This is a genomic window from Lederbergia sp. NSJ-179, from assembly GCF_022867885.1.
Classification (GTDB): Bacteria; Bacillota; Bacilli; order Bacillales; family Bacillaceae_C; genus Lederbergia.
Map to the genome: position 1 here is coordinate 45,097 of NZ_JALIFP010000003.1, position 18,049 is coordinate 63,145.

At 39.4% G+C, this 18,049-nt stretch carries 16 protein-coding genes and 5 tRNA genes; 10 read left to right on the top strand and 11 right to left on the bottom strand.

The genetic code is table 11. From position 1 onward, the window contains the following. Window positions 1–191 precede the first annotated feature (191 nt). Window positions 192–860: a DUF3800 domain-containing protein gene (locus MUB24_RS03490; RefSeq protein WP_244701313.1), complete on the top strand. Its 669-nt coding sequence runs from the start codon at window positions 192–194 to the stop codon at window positions 858–860. A 690-nt stretch (window positions 861–1,550) separates the two neighbouring features. Here MUB24_RS03490 and MUB24_RS03495 read toward each other — a convergent pair. The 9 genes from MUB24_RS03495 to MUB24_RS03535 form a co-directional block, all read right to left on the bottom strand. Next, the gene (locus MUB24_RS03495; protein ID WP_244701315.1) at window positions 1,551–2,384 is read right to left on the bottom strand and encodes an energy-coupling factor transporter transmembrane component T family protein; all 834 of its coding nucleotides are present in this window, start codon (window positions 2,382–2,384) and stop codon (window positions 1,551–1,553) included. Continuing rightward, window positions 2,375–4,081, bottom strand: coding sequence for an ABC transporter ATP-binding protein (locus MUB24_RS03500; protein WP_244701316.1), 1,707 nt, complete (start codon window positions 4,079–4,081; stop codon window positions 2,375–2,377). The genes MUB24_RS03495 and MUB24_RS03500 overlap by 10 nt, the downstream gene beginning before the upstream one ends. A 75-nt stretch (window positions 4,082–4,156) precedes the next feature. Next, window positions 4,157–4,717, bottom strand: coding sequence for an ECF-type riboflavin transporter substrate-binding protein (locus MUB24_RS03505; protein WP_396426693.1), 561 nt, complete (start codon window positions 4,715–4,717; stop codon window positions 4,157–4,159). 35 nt (window positions 4,718–4,752) lie between these two features. Next, entirely contained in the window at window positions 4,753–5,610 is an 858-nt protein-coding gene (locus tag MUB24_RS03510; protein WP_244701320.1) for an SAM hydrolase/SAM-dependent halogenase family protein, read from the bottom strand. A gap of 481 nt (window positions 5,611–6,091) precedes the next feature. Continuing rightward, window positions 6,092–7,585: a polysaccharide deacetylase family protein gene (locus MUB24_RS03515; RefSeq protein WP_244701323.1), complete on the bottom strand. Its 1,494-nt coding sequence runs from the start codon at window positions 7,583–7,585 to the stop codon at window positions 6,092–6,094. A gap of 264 nt (window positions 7,586–7,849) precedes the next feature. Then, window positions 7,850–8,962: a hypothetical protein gene (locus MUB24_RS03520; RefSeq protein ID WP_244701326.1), complete on the bottom strand. Its 1,113-nt coding sequence runs from the start codon at window positions 8,960–8,962 to the stop codon at window positions 7,850–7,852. Then, entirely contained in the window at window positions 8,952–9,479 is a 528-nt protein-coding gene (locus tag MUB24_RS03525) for an RNA polymerase sigma factor (RefSeq protein ID WP_244701328.1), read from the bottom strand. Before MUB24_RS03525 ends, MUB24_RS03520 begins: the two co-directional genes overlap by 11 nt. An 816-nt stretch (window positions 9,480–10,295) precedes the next feature. After that, window positions 10,296–10,871, bottom strand: coding sequence for a PadR family transcriptional regulator (locus tag MUB24_RS03530; protein WP_244701331.1), 576 nt, complete (start codon window positions 10,869–10,871; stop codon window positions 10,296–10,298). A gap of 351 nt (window positions 10,872–11,222) precedes the next feature. Further along, a complete protein-coding gene (locus tag MUB24_RS03535) occupies window positions 11,223–11,576 on the bottom strand; it encodes a VOC family protein (protein ID WP_244701333.1) in 354 nt (117 codons plus the stop codon). 409 nt (window positions 11,577–11,985) lie between these two features. Between MUB24_RS03535 and MUB24_RS03540 the strand changes: the two genes are divergently transcribed. Continuing rightward, the gene (locus MUB24_RS03540; protein ID WP_244701335.1) at window positions 11,986–12,627 is read left to right on the top strand and encodes a LysE family translocator; all 642 of its coding nucleotides are present in this window, start codon (window positions 11,986–11,988) and stop codon (window positions 12,625–12,627) included. A gap of 226 nt (window positions 12,628–12,853) precedes the next feature. Here MUB24_RS03540 and MUB24_RS03545 read toward each other — a convergent pair whose 3' ends face one another. Then, window positions 12,854–13,402, bottom strand: a complete 549-nt coding sequence (locus MUB24_RS03545) for a hypothetical protein (protein WP_244701338.1) — start codon at window positions 13,400–13,402, stop codon at window positions 12,854–12,856. Window positions 13,403–13,579: 177 nt separating this feature from the next. Between MUB24_RS03545 and MUB24_RS03550 the strand changes: the two genes are divergently transcribed. From MUB24_RS03550 to MUB24_RS03585, 8 genes are all read left to right on the top strand, one after another. Continuing rightward, window positions 13,580–14,176 (top strand): TetR/AcrR family transcriptional regulator, encoded by a 597-nt coding sequence (locus MUB24_RS03550; RefSeq protein WP_244701708.1) that lies wholly within the window; start codon window positions 13,580–13,582, stop codon window positions 14,174–14,176. A 170-nt stretch (window positions 14,177–14,346) separates the two neighbouring features. Further along, window positions 14,347–14,949 (top strand): hypothetical protein, encoded by a 603-nt coding sequence (locus tag MUB24_RS03555; protein WP_244701341.1) that lies wholly within the window; start codon window positions 14,347–14,349, stop codon window positions 14,947–14,949. 503 nt (window positions 14,950–15,452) lie between these two features. Beyond that, the gene (locus MUB24_RS03560) at window positions 15,453–16,457 is read left to right on the top strand and encodes an AI-2E family transporter (RefSeq protein WP_244701344.1); all 1,005 of its coding nucleotides are present in this window, start codon (window positions 15,453–15,455) and stop codon (window positions 16,455–16,457) included. A 223-nt stretch (window positions 16,458–16,680) separates the two neighbouring features. Beyond that, window positions 16,681–16,755: transfer RNA gene (locus MUB24_RS03565), tRNA-Glu, on the top strand. 370 nt (window positions 16,756–17,125) lie between these two features. Then, window positions 17,126–17,198 (top strand) — tRNA-Val (locus MUB24_RS03570). Window positions 17,199–17,362: 164 nt separating this feature from the next. Continuing rightward, window positions 17,363–17,447 (top strand) — tRNA-Tyr (locus MUB24_RS03575). A gap of 56 nt (window positions 17,448–17,503) precedes the next feature. Next, window positions 17,504–17,578 (top strand) — tRNA-Gln (locus MUB24_RS03580). 1 nt (window position 17,579) lies between these two features. Then, window positions 17,580–17,655 (top strand) — tRNA-Lys (locus MUB24_RS03585). A 104-nt stretch (window positions 17,656–17,759) separates the two neighbouring features. Here MUB24_RS03585 and MUB24_RS03590 read toward each other — a convergent pair. Next, window positions 17,760–17,927 carry an aspartyl-phosphate phosphatase Spo0E family protein gene (locus MUB24_RS03590; protein WP_244701348.1) on the bottom strand — a complete coding sequence of 56 codons (168 nt, stop codon included), beginning with the start codon at window positions 17,925–17,927 and terminating at the stop codon, window positions 17,760–17,762. Window positions 17,928–18,049: the final 122 nt, after the last annotated feature.

Genomic DNA, 18,049 nt, shown 5'->3' on the forward strand with positions numbered 1-18,049 from the left:
TGCGCCTTTGTTCTTTAACAGATACTCATTCTATAACATGAAAATATTTGAAAAGCAACTATATATTGTGTTATTTGATAGTAAGATAGCTGATTTATATACAGTATGTTGTGTTTCTAGTTTTCTGAGAATATGGTATACTTCTATATAAATTGGTTTTCAAAAATTATTTGCAAATGAAAGGATATACTATGGGTGACAAAATAACTTTAAATTTTGATGAGTCTGGTAATCTAGGCAAAAAAGGAAGATACTTTGCAATTGCTTGTATTGAGATGACCAATACAAAGCCGCTACATAATGTCATGAAAAATAAAGCTATCCTGAAAACAAAAAGGAAATTTCCCGAATTTGAAAAATTCGATGAGATAAAGGCAAGCGATGCATATCCAGCTATTAAGGATTACTTCATTAGAAGAATAGCTTCAAAAGATTTAAAAATAAGGTATATCGTTGCAGACCTTCAACACGTGAAAAAGCAACTTCTTGAGGATGAAAATCTACTGTATAATTTTATGTTGAAATTTGTTATTGAGCCAGTCGCAAAGCGTAAAGGGCTTAAACAGATGAGCATAAATATTGATAAAAGGACAATTAAAGTTCAATCCATTAATTCTTTTGAAAATTATATAAAGATTCGCTTGAATTATGAATTGAATTTAGATATAAGAATTGATGTGAATTATTTAGAATCACAAAATTCATATGGAATACAGGCTGCAGATTTTATTGCTAATTCGGTGTATGCTAAATATGAGTTTGGTAACGATTATTATTATAATTTATTCAAGCATAAAATTGTTCAAAGTGAGTTATTTCCAAGAAAATTTTTCGGGCAGAGTAAAGTTGTGAATTTTTGACGCATTTTTTATAAATTATTTTAAACACTTTTTTGTTTACAATTAGAAACAAAACATGTATTATAATTATTAACAGATACATGCGTGAGTAAACCCTATATATCCGTGTGAAAGTACCGACACATAAACTGCCTGCGTGGTAGTCGGAATATTGGTATCGCGCATTGTCACCCAAAAAATCTAAGGACCATGTATAATTGGTCTTTTTTTGATTAAAATTATACTATGACAGAGTAAGCCCAATAAAAATGTGTGAAAATATTTAGGCACATAAGCAGTCTATGTGGCGGCCGTTTTATTGGCATCTGTTTAAGTATAAAAATTAGAGCATCAATATTGATTATAGAACCCCGTCATTTATTGGCGGGGTTCTAATATAGAAATCGTGTGACCGACGTGTGACCAACGAGTGACTAAAAGTGACAAAAGCATATTTTTAATGGTCAATGATGACATTTTCAAAAATGATAAACACCATTAAATCACGGGCTTGACAAACACTTACAAACCTTGAAACCATGTAGTTTAATCATGGTAAGGATGAGGTCGCCGGTTCAAGCCCGGCTGGAAGCTTTAAAACAATAAATAAAGCGATTCTTGGTTATTCCAAGGGTCGTTTTTTTGTCGAAAATTTTAGGGTTTGCCGACATTCTGCCGCTAGCTCGTTGTTTTAGAATCGGGGCGTGCCACTCACGCCCCGAATGGATTATAAAATCGACTTCCATCATAAAAAGTAATCACCAGTGAAAGAACGAAACCGATTCCTACCAAAATAAGGGTCACATAATCTATCCGTTTAAAGGGTCGACCACTGTACCAGGAGCGCTTTTTGTTTTTGCCAAAACCACGGAGTTCCATGGCGTTGCTGATGACTTCGATGCGGTCCAGACTGGATAGAATCAACGGTATGACGATGGATGCAATGTTTTTGATTCGTTTGCCTATTTTTTCTTTGCGCGACATATCGATTCCGCGGGCTTGTTGGGTGATGGCGATATTATGGAAGTCGCGTTGGATGTCGGGAATATAGCGCAAGGCTAGTGCTACGGCATATGAAATTCGATAGCTGACTCCGATTCTATTCAGTGATGCCGCGAACTCACTTGGATGCGTCGTCACGATAAACAAAAGAGCTGCTGGAATGATCGTAAAATATTTAATGGTTATATTAAATTGGTAAAATAGTTGTTCCCACGTTATGTTATATCTTCCAATAATTTCGAAAAGTACGTGGTTTGTCCCGTAAATCTTTACCCCTTCTTGTGGTGAAAAAATATAGATGGCGATATTATTAATCAATAAAAATGCCAAAATAAGAATCAACACGAAGGAGATTTCTCGAATTTTTACCTGTGAGATGATAAAGATCGCTATGCTTGCTATAAATAAAAATAGCAACACTCGTGTATCGTACGTAAGCATGGCAGCAGTAGACCATAAAATAAAGCAAATCAATTTTGTTGCACCGGTCAGTCGATGGATAGGAGAAGGACGGTCAATATATGCGAGCATTTCTACTGCCATACTTTTCTAACCTCCTTATCGAAGGCAATAAAACGTCCGACAAATTCCCTCGGTTCTTTGATTCCAGCTTTAATAGCCAAATCGAATAAAGACGTTTCCTTCAAATTAGCTTTTTCGATTACGCTTCGACTGGTCAGAATGTTCGCCGAAGTATCATCGGCTATTTTTTCTCCACCGGCAATGACGATAGCTCGGGGTGTGTATTCGAGCATTAAGTGCATGTCATGAGTAATCATTAAAATTGTGATGCCTTGTTCATTTAGTTCCGATAAAAATTCCATGATTTCTGTGTAGTGCTTAAAATCTTGTCCTGCGGTGGGTTCATCTAAAATAATCAATTCGGGCTCCAATACTAGAATCGAAGCGATGGTGACACGTTTTTTCTGTCCGAAACTAAGGGCAGAAATTGGCCAGTTTCGAAAAGGGTAGAGACCACAGATTCGCAATGTTTTTTCAACTCGTTCTTTTATTTCATCCTCAGGTATGCCACGCAAGACCAATCCTAACGCCACTTCTTCAAAAATCATATGCTTTGAAATCATTTGATTTGGATTTTGCATGACAATTCCAATTCGCTCGGCCCGTTCTTTAATTGTATCATTCGTAATATCTACACCTTTAAAAAGAATGCGTCCGGAATTCGGTTTAACAAATCCACAAATAAGACTAGCCAGTGTTGATTTTCCGGCACCATTTTTCCCGGCAATGCTAACCATCTCGCCTTTTTCAATGGAAAAAGATACGTTGTGAATCGTTTCACGACCTGGTGAATAGCTAAAATGAATGTTTTCCAGTTCTAAAATTGAATCGGATTTCTTTTTTCGTTCGGGAGGGCTAGTCGATTCGAACCAAGAGAGCAGCTTGTCCTTATTGACTGTAAATGTGTCGATATGAGAAGGTTTCGATTCAGCTGTCACGTCGGACCCCGCGTATTTTGCTGCTTTTACATAAAGTGGTTCGCGAATATTGCATTCTTCTAGAATAGTAGAAGCAAGCAACTCATCAGGAGTGAGGTCGGCTACAATTCTCCCTTTATCTACCACCACTATGCGATCGACAGGGCATTCCAATACGTCTTCAAGGCGATGCTCAATGATGATGACTGTCGTATTTGTTTCCTTTTGAATGCGATCAATAAGGTGAATGGCATGTTTTCCAGTTGTTGGATCAAGATTAGCGAGCGGTTCGTCGAATAACAAAATATTGACATCATCCACCATAACACCAGCCAACGAAACACGTTGCTTTTGCCCACCTGACAATTGATAAAGGGAGGATTGTAAGTATCCCTCCATATCAACCATTTTAGAAACGTCTTTTACGATTGCGGACATTTCGTTTTGATTCCGTACATCATTTTCAAGAGCGAATGCAATATCCTCGCCAACGGTAAGTCCAATGAATTGCCCATCAGGGTCTTGTAAAACGGTCCCGACCATTTTGGAGAGTGAAAAAATATCAAGGTCTTTTGTTTCGTTCCCCATAATTTGTAAACTCCCGGTAATATCCCCTTTATAGGAAAACGGAATTAGACCGTTAAGGCAGTGACCAATCGTACTTTTTCCAGAACCGGAAGGACCAACAATCAGCACTTTTTCCCCCTCATAAATCGTTAAATGAATGTCATGAAGAGTTGGATCCACTTGGGTGCGATATTTAAAAGTAAAATGTTCAAATTGAATTACAGGCTTTTTCATTTTGATCTCCTTGACTACATTTAAAACGAGGAAACCGATTTTCGATTTCCTCATTATATTATATTATAAAAATCATTATTCTGCTTTCAAACTTCCACTCTTTACCCTTGTTTTTGCGTAAGCAGCGAGTAAGATGGTGCCAAGTATAGCAACGGTTACGCTATTCATGAGTCCAATTACAATACCTTGTGTCCAGACTTTGTTGGCGGGTTCAGCGTAAATCAGTATGTCGAGTATTGGGGCAAGCAGGGCCCAACCGATAATTTGGATTGTAGCCTGGATTATATTAAATGAGATAATTTGTTTTTTTCCAAACTCTCCTGATTCAATATTGATTCGTTTTCCGGCAAATCCGATGAAAAATCCTACTAATGCCGAAATAACGACCCAGCTCCACCAAATAGAACCCCACATAATCGAGTCTAACAAAGCATGACCAATCAACCCAATAAGACCTCCAGCAATTGGCCCAAACACTACGGCCATTAAAGCTAAAAATGCATAGTTCGTATTAAGATTAGTATTTGGTACTCCCGTCGGTATTGAAGCAAACCTTCCTAAAATAACAAATACAGCCGCTCCAATCCCGATCGCAACAATCGTTTTAATCGCTAAATTTTTCCCCACTTGCCCCATCTCCCTTTTTGAATTTTTACTTTATTATGACATCCTCAATTATATATGACTTTTGGCACCTTGCGTAGTGCTATTTTCCAATTTGCCCCTGTTTCGATGTGGTACGCTTTGGCAAATGAACCTTGGTTGATGGCTATTCCCAGATTATCAAGTGAATTTACATAGATTAATGGTTCACCTAAATGGCTATCAGCAAAAGAACGCCCATACGTCATGATATTTTTGTACACTTGACGTGTATCATTTTGAATCGTCACTTCCAAATTGTCTCCATATTCGACTCCTAATTGGAGGAAGAGTTTTCGGCTAATATTCGTCCAAAGATTACCAAAACGAATATCAAGAATATCAATATTGCCAGTAACCGAAGTTTCATCAATGGCTGGCTCATATTTTCGGAGTTCAATAATGGAATCCACAGGAACTTCCGGACCTACTTCTTCAAACGAAATAACGCCAGATGCAAGTCTCGCTCCTGTATAGGCATAGACGTCGCGTCCGTGAAATGTATACGATTCCCCCGATTTTGGCAAGCGATTGACAGCTTCATCAATTATTCTTACTTCAACAATGCCAATTGTATCTTTTATATGGGTTAACGTTCCATTATCAGGAGTGACGACGTATTGACCTTCATCCGTTTTCGCCACAATGCTGCGGCGGTCTGAGCCAACTCCTGGATCGACAACCGATACGAAGACCGTTCCTTCCGGCCAATATGTGATGGTTTGGTAGAGACGGTATGATGCTTCCCATATATTATATTGCGGAATGTCATGAGTTAGGTCAAAGATTCTAAGTGTCGGATCGACTGAAGTCGCCACACCGTACATAGCACTGACGGCACCGTCACTTAAACCGAAATCTGTTTGAATCACTAAACTGTTTGTCATTGTAAATTCCTCCAATTGGATAAAAATGTTTTAGAAAATCAAAAAACCACGCCCGTATCTTTATAAAAAGATAAGGACGTGGTTAAATTTCACGTGGTACCACCTTAATTCACTGTTTGCTCGCACAATACAGCCTCTGCAAGTACTGGAGCCCAAATACATCATGGCTCGAAATACTGTGGTATGGATAACGAGTACCAAATCTCGTCGGCACCTAATGATCCATCATTGGACGTTCAGCTTGCAACTCAGAGGCCATTGTTCAGATCATGATTTTTGCTTCTTTTCAGCTACCGAAGCTCTCTGTATAAAACCCGTAATCCTACTTCTTCTCTTCATCGTCTTTGGAAAAAGTTAAGTATATGGTTGAAATTGATTATAAACATAAAAAATGTAAAATGCAAGAGGGAAAGTGAAAAATATTACGGTTTGAAAACTGATGAAGTAGGGAGGCAATTCCGGATACAATCAGTCTCCCACTTTATTTTACATTTCCATAATACGGCCCAACACCATTCTGTCCCTCCATTTCTAGCAGTTGGGAAACAGTCACGAATTGGTATCCTTGGGATTCCAACCAGTCCAATAGTTGAGGTAGAGCATCAGCGGTTGATGGGTGGATGTCATGCATTAGCACGATGGCGCCTGAAGTGATTTCTTTTTGAATTTCGCTGATCACTGCATTGGCATTCCGGCTCTGCCAATCGAGAGAATCGACCGACCAGAGAATGAGCGTGTCGCCTTGATTGGCTACATCATTGATGACTGCATCGTTGAATGCTCCATAGGGTGGACGGATGAAATAGGGCCGGATACCTGTTGCCTGTTCAATACTGTCGGCCGATTGACCGATTTCGTTACGGATTCCTTCTGGATCAAGCGTTGACAAGTCAGCATGATCCACAGTGTGATTGCCAATTTCATGACCGGCTGCCGCAACTTGCTGAGCTGTTTTGGGAAGAGCTTCGACCCGGTTGCCAAGCATGAAAAAGGTTGCCTTGGCATCATGCTGTGCCAGTGTATCTAGAACCCTTGGTGTCACGTCTGAGCTTGGTCCATCATCGAATGTTAGGGCCACATACTTCCCTTCATGGGTAGGCGAATTTTTTTGTTGTTTTGCTCTTTCTTCCGCTTTCCGTTTCTCTTGCTCTTTGCGTTGCTCTTTCTCCTTGCGAATCCGCTCCTTTTCCGCTTCAATGGTGTCATTCTTTTCTTGCTTTTGTTCAGCCGACATATCGATAATTTCGGCAATATCGTCGGTAAAGTGTAGGTATAATGATTCAATTGGGATCGGTGCTTTCAAAGTTGTCGAATCATCATCAATATACAACGTGAATGCCTTCTGGTTAACGGCCCAGTTCCAAGCAGACGGGTCGCTGAAAAAACGATCAAGCGCATCGTCACTTACAGAAGAGTCCTGTTTAACTAGAGAAGCTTTCATCTGTTCGCGAAGTGTCTTCACTGTCGCATCATCCATTTTCAGAATATCATCCAGTTTCAGCTCTCGCTCATGCTTGACATCAATGGTAAATACTTTTGTTTCGGTGCGCTGATCAGACTCCTCCTCGGTGAAAATGAAGTTATATGAATCGCTGGCTATTTGTTCAGTTATTACACTGATCTTTAGGGAAGGAGCTTCTTCTTTGGAGTCCTCCGATGTATCGGCGAATTGGTCTATGAAACTATCTTTTTGGCTATCAATCCAATTCCGTAGTATATCGTTAATGGTCGCACTTTTCGTAGATGGTTGCTGGACCCGTATTTGATAAGCACCACTTACCTTCATTTCGATTCCCATGCTGATATCGGGATACTTACTTGGTAACTTATCTTTCAATTGTATATCTGTTTCCCGATTGGGTAAATTTGCCACAGTTTGTGTTTGACCACTCACCAAATGGCTTATACCAGTTAAAAACAATCCCATAATAGCAAGAATGACTAGCCAACCCAACGGTTTAATTCTCCTTAACATCTTGACGCCCCCATTATGTATCTATCAATCTCTCTTTTTGAACATCCTCTTTTATCCAAAAATTCAACGTTATTCGACAAAATTTAGTTAGAGTTAGACGGACCCTTCCAAAGAAGCAGAAAAAAAGTCAATACCCGTATGGAAGTGACCCCCGATTAAATTGGGGCCACTCCACAACATATTAATGTTATTTATACAAAAGTTAGTAACTGTTATCTCTAATTATCTCGTATACAAAATCCCAGACATTATAGCTTAGATCCTTTACTCAAAATGTACCGCCATATTGAGCGCGGTCATCACGTCATCTGTTTGATCGATCATATAAACTGTCTTATACCTTTGCCACATGATGCGGGTGTCGTTCTGATCAGCATCCAGGTGGGCATAGCCGTTTGCGTGCGGGATGGGTAATGCCTCTTCCGTGAGATACCTTACCACGGTTTTTGCGAGGGATACATTATTTTCGGAATGCTCTGTGCTACTCTTGACAGAAAGGGCCCAGCGCCCGACGTTCCAACTTGTATGCAGACTACCTGCGGCTCCATCTTGATAACCAGTCATGCCATACCCAAGGTCAATACTTTTACCGCCCAGTTTACTGAAGTTTTCGTAGGCAATTGCTTCATCAGCCTCTTCCTGGGTGTTGTATTCCTTGATCGATACGCGCCCGACTACCTTTGCTGGATTATCGTTACGGTACAGTTGCTCGTTGTTGATCGGGATTGGTTTCGTATGTTGGTAAAAAATAATCTCGGCATTTGTTGCATTTGAATTAGTGGTGGCAGTTAAACGGTAACCATCCTTCAGTGGTACCTCTGTTGGTAATTTGATATCCAAGTCTGTTTCCATTTGTCCTTTCACCACATTCATGATCTCTTCCTGTGTCAAAAAGCGTTCCTGAGATCCATCTGAATGGTCTGTGTCATTCGAATCACTACCCTCAGGTTCTTTTTGCTCATCTGAAGCATCTGGCTGCTTTTGGGTATTTTCGTTATCCTGTGAATTGTCTTTGTCCTTCTCTGCTGCAGAATCTTGGTTGTCTTGAGCAGTTGAGTCATCAGGATTGTTAGCTGGCTCCTTCTTATCCTTATCTTCCACTATAAGTGGTTGAATGTCTCCATTGCCATTTGGCGTATTATCCATGCTAACTTGTCTAGTGATCATATTCAGTGCAAGCGTCGTGACGATTGTTACAAACATCAGTGCAGAGAAAGCCGGTATAAATCTCCGCTTAAACCATGAAGTGGAGTTGTCTCGATCTTCATTCATTTTGTTGATGAGGCGCTGACGAACTTGCTGTTGTCGGCGGGGGCCCCATGTGATATCACGATCCAGATCCTTTAACCTTTTCTCTAGATTGCTATTATATTTCATTCGTCGCACCACCTTTATGGATTTCGTTCGCGAGTGCCTGCAGTCCACGGGACAATGTGGTCTTAACCTTAGTTTCCGACCAGTTTAAAATCTCGGCTGTCTCCCGGACGGAAAATTCCTCCACTTTTCGTAAAATAATGACCTGTCGATAATTTACCTTTAGTACTGAAAGGGCCTCATATAATTCTTTGGAAGACTCCCGGATTTCGACCATCGCTTCCACGGATGCCCCAGGGTCTTCCCTAGTAGTAAAAAAATCCTTTATCATCTGGATGGGTTTATTTTTGCGGATATGATCAATTGTCAAATTATGTGCGATACGATATAAAAAAGTTTTTGGATAGGTTATTTCGTTTCCCTTTTTGACATATGTATAAGCTTTTATAAAAGTGTCTTGTGTCAAATCTTCTGCTTGCTGGGTATCTTGAATCATTTTTAAAATGTATTTGAATAGCACCATGCTATATTTGTCATACCACTCGATGATTTGCTCCTGATGTCTAGCATTATCTTGCAACGATATCTGCCTCCCCTCTGGAAAATCTCCACATGTTCTTTGTTTTTTATATCTTTATTGTTAAGACGGTTAAAATTGGTTTTGGTTGCGGAAATAAGCAAACTATTTTAACGATTTGGAAAATATAGAGCGTCCATGCAAAATGAATGGTAGGCATCGAGCTGACCCATGATTTAGCTAATCGCTGAATGCGAAAAAAAGGTCGGAGATTGGCGCGGTATGGAACTCTTGACGGAAAAAGATTACCAATTTATGGAGAGAAATAAAGATCCATAGTATTTGGCAAAGAAGTATCGTTGGACTTCGATCGTACATCTGGTGGTATTTGTTGCTGTACAATCCGTGTTTTGGTTGTACGGTACGGATAACCTGGAGGAATTTTTAGGGTATGTACGTGATTTTTCATAGATCGAAGCGGGTACTGTTGAGGAATCTTCATATCCAAACGAAACAATCTATTGAATAGGAATGATTTGGGGCTTGATTTTTATTATCGATTTCATCTGGTTATGGTCCTATACTGTTTTTCGATCAAAGTCTAAATAATGGGACGTCCTCTTGTAGTTCAGGATATCTGCATCAACTGAAGTTCCTCAATCTCTTCGGTTTATCAATGAAAAATAAAAATCCCCAATTTCTCCGTGTGAAAGTGAAGAAATTGGGGACGTAAGTATGATCTAAAAATGTTTTTACTTGTTATCGGAAGTCTTTGAATGAATGCTGTTATCTTCTATTCTCATTTTCTATCAACGGGAACATTTGTATTCATTGAATCTCTCCATCTGAGTCACTGTCAGGGCGTTAAGCTTTCCGGTTTCACTCCCTTTCAATCCCTTCTTCATTCTCTTGATGGCTATTGATTAACTGTAAAACCCACTCTTCGTCGAAACGGAGCTTTTCTAATCGATGCTGGAAAAAGATCAGCATATATTTCTGCTCTCCCATGGGAATCCGATCATCCTTGCCCGCATACTCCAAGCGTTCTTCCTCATGGCGGATCTCATACCGCAGGTAATCCTTGTATTGGTGTAAAATTAAAAATTGTAATTCCTTACTGATCAGACCAAAATTCTTCAGCTTCGTATAAAAATGCAACTCGTAATCCGGTGAGTATGGAATCGGTTCTTCCATCAACCGAAAAAAACGCATTCTGCCTTCGTCCGTGAGTTTATAAATTTTTTTCTTTTTTCCTTTTCCCCGTTTAGCGCCCTCCGGTTGTTCATCGAGGACCTGCTCGATCAGACCGTCTGAAAGCATGCCGTGAATGAGCGGATAAAGCGCCCCCCAGCTGACTTTTCGTGTAGGTCCAACAATTCCGTTCAAAATCTGATGCAGCAAATAGCCGTGCATCGGGTTATTCATCAATTCGCCGAGTATAAACAATTCGTTCAAGCGAAGAGCCTCCCTTATAAATTTAACTGCCTTTAAGTAACAACAGTATAGCATAAAGTTGACGAAAATCGTCACGCAGGACTGCTTCTATGCCAGCCCATCGTAGGGTTTCGGCAGGAGCAGCACGGCGATCGGATTCGCAATCGGAATGCCGAACATAAGCAGAAAAATTCTCATTGTCTCTTTTTAAAGGTAAGAAAGCATAAATTAAGGCTGGGCGCTGGATCTAACTCCAGCGCCCAACTCCGAAAGGCTTGCAGGATGCGAGTCCATCGGCGTGATGATTGACGTCGCGAATCTAGCCGTTCATCCATTAAACCGGCACCTTGCGCTTTTCTTACTTCCCTTGCCTTAACGACTGCTAACCAAGTAAAGGGTATTACCTTCAGGATCACTGAAGTGTACGACCTGGGCTGCTTTACCCTCAACAGAATCATGGAATTCAACACCGCGGGATTTCAATGTCTCGACGGCTGACTCTAATTCTTGAACCTCAAATCCAATAGACATGCTTCCGGATTTTTCCGGTTGAGATTCTTGTTCTTCGGCAAGGTGCAGAAGTCCTATTGTTAATTCCGGTGCTTCGATCTGTACAAAATGCTCGTCCATTCCGTGTTGTAGCTTTAATCCAAGAGTTTCAACGTAAAATTGAACGGCCCTTTTTAAATCCGCTACCATAATAGTCACATTACCACTTTTGAACATGGTATATTGCCTCCTTTAAATGTTTAATCGTTTTTATTATATCAAAAATTTATAATAAGTAAACATGTTTTTGTGATATAAGATTATAACATTCGATTTAAATAAAGTTGCACCGTTTTGAAAAGGTGAATCGTTGATAAGGTTGCATCGCAGACGTGCATCTCGAACAAAGGAAAATATTTTTTCCAAGAATCATAATATACGACTTGAAGTCAATAATAATTTTTTATCTGGAGGCATTTGTTTATGTATTGTTAGACGACATTCGTTTAAAGTACGATTGTCGAACAATGAGGGTATGTTTTAGTCAATTTTTTTTTTAAAAAAAGCTGGAGCAACTAAGAAAATTAACCTATCATGTTAATAAAAATGTTATGATTTTTATGGAATAAGAAAGTGAGGGGATAGCATGTTTTCATTTATTGTCGTTGTATTTCTTTTATTTTTAATCCCGGGTCCTGCGGTTATTATTACAATTTCTCAAACAATAAAAAGCGGGAGAAAAAATGGCATTATGACTGCTTTAGGAATTGGCTTAGGTGATATTATCCATGCTTTGTGCGCTGTCTTAGGGCTATCAGCGATATTATTAAGTTCAGCTTTAGCATTTGAAATCGTAAAATATATCGGAGTTATTTATTTATGCTACTTAGGGATTCGAATGTTACTTACAAAGGCTAAACAAGAAGAGAAACCAGAACTTGAACTTGAACAAACGTCTAAAAGTATAGATAAAAGCTGGAGTTGGAAACCAATTAAACAAGGCTTTTTAGCGGAAATTTTGAATCCTAAAACAGCATTATTTTTTTTAGCATTTTTACCTCAGTTTATCCAAAATGACGGAAGTAGTGTGACATTACAACTTCTTGTTTTAGGTGTTGTATTTGTGCTCATGAGTATTGCTTACACAACATTTTTGGCTTATTGTACAAGTTTCATTGGAGAAAAGATGTTCAAAACATCAGGTGTTTTTGCTAATAAAGTCGAGAAAATTGTTGGTTTGATTTATATTGGACTAGGCATACGTTTAGCCCTTCAAACTCAAGAATAGATGGGGAATACGGATAAAATTCGTTTCTCGAACCACTTTAGTAACCATCTAAAAAGTGTAACAGAAGATGGTTACTTTTATTTTTATGCACAAAATTAAAACAATTTTATTCTCTCTGGACATGTGCTTGTTTTGGAACAATTCAGTCGTGACCTGTACCAACTCAATTGTGGCTTAGAATAGAAAACTAAGAGTAAAAACAATCTGCATGTTTTTATTCAGCATCTCACTGGTGTTTGCCATAATGATCGACAGCGAAGCTAAATAATACTTTCATCAAAAACAGAATACAAATGATCAGCATATAAGGCGTTATTCCCGGAAGCATGGGTATGCAGCCCAGACCAACAGACAAAAGCAAGCCTGCTGCGAATAATTGCGAAGTCTTCCCGATAAGGGCATTCACGATAAATGCTCCGATGATCGTATAAGCCCATATCCCCAATGAATACCAAATATCTGTGTTGAGAAGAAGGGAGATAAGCACAATATGGACATGGATTGCAATGAATACGATCCGATTTGTTTTTCGCACCGCATAAAAGTTGCTGGTTGAAGCTGTAAAATTTGCTATGCAGCCGGCAAAAACATCAAATATCAATAATAATGCCAAGGTACTGCGCCATGCCGGCAAATGGTCGGTCAATTCTGGGAATCTGTAATATAACGTTGCCGTCAGCAGTCCGCCAAAAAGCAGTATTGTCAAAATGGATGCAACAGATTGTTTTTCACCAAATACGTCGTGCAAAAAAGAAGGAATTCGAAGTTGCCTCATTTTACTCCACTCCCATTATCATTGGATATCATTTTTTAAAAAAGTTATGTACTATTTATAGTGCCGAACTCTAAAATCATTATATCTATACGGATTCAATGATTCAAGATGTTTTGTACTATTTTTATTGAAACGCTCTAAATCTTTGGTTACACTACATTTATGAGGTGAAAGATGATGAACGGCTACGAACGGCGGAAACAGAAAAAAATGGAGCGAATATTTAGCGTATCGATTGAATTATTTTTCAAATACGGTTTTCAAAAGGTCAGCGTGAATGAGATTGCGGATAAAGCGGGGGTTTCTCCTGCAACCATATATAACTACTTCGGTACAAAAGAACAGCTTTATACCGATTCCCTGGTCAATTGGTTGGACAAGCAACTGGCGCAGTATGAGAACATTTTGGATTCCGGGTTATCTTTTCCAGAGAAGACGAAAGAAATCATGCTGTTGGAGGCCAAAAACTTAAAGATTTTAGGGAACGAGTTTCCGAAAGTCCCATCCTCCGGGTTAGGCGGGTTGATACAAATAATGGACAGTTATAGCGAGCAAAAGATCGTGCACTTTTTTAAGAGGTTTGTCGCACTTGGCAAGCAAGAAGGGTATATTCGGAAGGATCAGACTGAAGAGATGATGATGCATTATTTCACGATGTTCCAGAATGAACTGCGGCGGTATTGGGAGGCATCGAATCAAGAACGGACAACCTGGAATATCGATCAATTGATGGAGTTGTTCTTTTATGGGATAGCTGGACGGGTCCAATCTTAGGAGCAGGGCGAAAGCCAAAGAGATCCCCTTTTTTGTGGAATTAGAAAAAAACTTTTTGCAATCTAGGAGTTGCTATTGTTAGTGACACGATTGCCTATTTGAAGCGACGTATTTCATAGACAACACAGCCTTTTATTCGTTATACTGTATAATGACAAGGGGGAGTGAAATTGTTAAAACAGGAAGATCTCCTTGCCCGCCAACTACAGCTGCAAGCTGAAGCAGATGTGATTGCTGAAGAAATGAACCTTAAGCAAATGCTGCAAGCAGTCGGTACACCAGTAAAAGTAGGGAGTGCGGCGCTTGGATTAATGGCTTGGAGAGACCTCGATATTACGGTCGTTTGTTCCAAGTTGAACATTGCTGCCATTTCCGAAATTGCTTCGCGATTAATGTCCAATCCTCAAGTCCGTGACGTAAAATTCATCAACGATACGGGCAACTGGAACACAGATCCCGCCTATCCCGACGGCTATTTTCTCGGTATAACGTGCGAGTCTAAAAGTGGAAACAAATGGGAACTGGATATTTGGTTCGTAGACGAGCCTGATAAGCAGCCTGATCTGGAGCATATTCGCACGATGCCCGATCGTCTTACACCGGAAGCAACTGTTTCTATTTTGAATATTAAAAGTATTTGGGCTAAACGAGCTGAGTATGGAAAGCAAGTGAAAAGCTTCGATATCTATACGGCTGTATTAGACGATAATGTACGGACGCCTGACGAATTCAAGCGATGGTTGCAAAAGCGAAACAACCATTTTCATTCGTAAAAAGAAGACAGGAGCTCATGCCCATGGCTTCTTTTTACCTCTAACACAAGAAGTTGTTTCACTGGTCGAATGACATTTTGTAATCAAAAATCTTATGTTTACGCCAACAAAATTTTTCGAATGCACTAAGAAATGCCGTAATTGCAATCGTTGCTGCTAAAGTATGGACGTTAACCCCCGAGGACAGGCTTCAAGCGGGCAGCTGTTTGCGGCTGCTCTTTCTTCATCGATTGACGCATGAAAAATTCAGCTACCTTGGGAACGTTGTCATAATATTACTATAAATATTATGACGTGCCGAGGAATAAAAAAACCATATTTCCTCCATCTCATTGACTAAAGTTTTCCTTTTTTGTTAAAAAATTGAGTTTTGGCAATTGTATTTAAAAACGTATAAATGGTAAGATATATGATTATTTTTACTATAAAACATTGTAAAATTTTATAAATAGACGATAATGGTAGTAAGGAAAGTATTCTATTATTAAGGAGAAATGTTCTAGATGGAGATAGGTGCGCTTTTTCGTAAGAAAAGTACGAAACGCTTGCTCATTTTTGGGCTAATTATATTAGCCTTATATAGCGTAAGAAGTATGATCAACTTAATGTTACTAACATTTATTATTTCATTTTTGATGAATCAATTAATAGAATTTATAGCCAAACGCCTTCCAATCAACCGGCGGATTCTGGCTTTAACCATGTTTATCATTATTATAGGATTACTGACGCTTGGCTTAGTAAAATATCTCCCAATTATTACATCGGAAATCACATCGCTCATTAAACAAATTAATAGTTTCTATATGCAACCACATGATAATATCCTGATAAGCTATATTCAAACCATTATATCTGAAAACCAAATTTCTGCTTATTTAGAGAATGGTTTCTCCTTTCTTATCAAATCATTTACTGATATTAGTAAAACGAGTGTTCAAGTAGTAATTGCTTTAATCTTAAGTTTGTTTTTCTTACTAGAAAAGAAACGTTTAATAGAATTCACAGCTAAATTTAAGGACAGTAAAATAGCTCCATTCTATTTTGAAATTGAATTTTTTGCTAAAAAATTCACTCGTACTTTTGGAAAAGTGATTGAAGCCCAATTTGCTATTGCGCTTATCAATTGTTTATTAACAGTCATTGCACTAGCCATTATGGGTTTTCCGCAATTATTTGCATTAGCGATCATGGTGTTTCTTCTTGGTCTTATTCCGGTTGCAGGAGTGATTATTTCCCTAATACCGTTAAGTATTATAGCTTATACAATTGGCGGATTTATAAATGTCATTTACGTGGTGATTGCGATCACGATTATTCATGCAATTGAGGCGTATATTTTAAATCCGAAGTTGATGTCAGCAAAAACAGATTTACCTGTATTTTACACATTCATTGTTTTGCTTTTTTCACAAAATTTATTTGGGGTCTGGGGGCTCATTATTGGAATACCTGTATTTGTGTTCCTTCTTGATGTTCTGGACGTAACGAATAAAGAAGGAACTTGAAAGGAAGGGAAGGATCGTACGCAATAATCTAATTTTTCACCTGTTGATCAAATAGGAATAGAAGCTCGAAGGTTTTCAAAATCAAGGAATTTTCACGGAAAAAGAAAGGAAACTTATGCGAAAGAAAAATAAAAAGTTTCCATTTCCTTCTTGACTATATTCTCACTTTCCTCTATACTCTTTTTTGGGTCTTAAAGAGATTGTTTCTTTTTCCCGGAGTATTGGCCCCTTGGTCAAGCGGTTAAGACACCGCCCTTTCACGGCGGTAACACGGGTTCGAATCCCGTAGGGGTCACCATCTAAAGGTTGGAAGTGGGAGGTTGGAAAACATCTCGCCCGCCGCAATTTAAGCGTAAAAAATACGTGACTGACAAAGTGAAAGAAGCTGACGCAGTATGCGCCGCTCATCACACCTCCCGTTAAAATTGGGAGGAGCAAGCAGGACAAGGAAGCGAATGAGAGACGGAAGAAGCGTACAAAAGTACGTGACTGACAGAGCGAAAGAAGCTGACGCAGTAATGCGCCGCTCATCACACCTCCCGTTAAAATTGGGAGGAGCAAGCAGGACAAGGAAGCGAATGAGAGACGGAAGGAGCGTACAAAAGTACGTGACTGACAGAGCGAAAGAAGCTGACGCAGTAATGCGCCGCTCATCACAATTTTAACCCGGAGGATTAGCTCAGTTGGGAGAGCATCTGCCTTACAAGCAGAGGGTCGGCGGTTCGAGCCCGTCATCCTCCACTTTATTTAAGATAGGAGTATGGATTTCGGCTAATACCGGATCTAGCTCCAGCGCCTAGCCCCTCGAGGTCATAAACCCGCGCCAATAAAAGTCAGAACCGGACTTTTATTGTCTCAGAACATTTGCTTGTCGGGGCTGACCAAGGCGCTTGCGCTTTTCAAATGGTGGGGTAGCGAAGTGGCTAAACGCGGCGGACTGTAAATCCGCTCCCTCAGGGTTCGGCGGTTCGAATCCGTCCCCCACCACCATTTTTAAAACCTGTGAATATTTAGTTTGTAAATGGGTAACATACATATATCATCGTTGGGCTATAGCCAAGTGGTAAGGCAACGGACTTTGACTCCGTCATTCGTTGGTTCGAATCCAGCTAGCCCAGCCATGAGCCATTAGCTCAGTTGGTAGAGCATCTGACTTTTAATCAGAGGGTCGCAGGTTCGAATCCTGCATGGCTCACCACTGAGGACGTCTTGATGATCAAATTTAAGGCTTTTTTTTATTTGTAAAGCTTGCATGAATAGCTTAGATACAAAATAGACGAGAAGCAACCAATCATGGATTGCTTACTCGTCTATATTTGTTGTGAGAGCGTGATACTTATTCAGAAGTTTGTCCAACTGGTCACTGATATGAATGACCCGTTCGTCCATAAAGGAAGAGGACAGACTCAGTTCAATCATCTGTTGTCGATAATCTTCAATCTTATTGAGTAAATCTGATTTATTTCTCACGTCCACTGCCCCCTGCTGTTTTTTTCATTTCTTGTATTCCCATTTAACAAAATATTAAACAAGTACTTAGAAATTTGGTAATATAGAAGTGATGTGTCTATTTTAAATATATAGTTACAAGA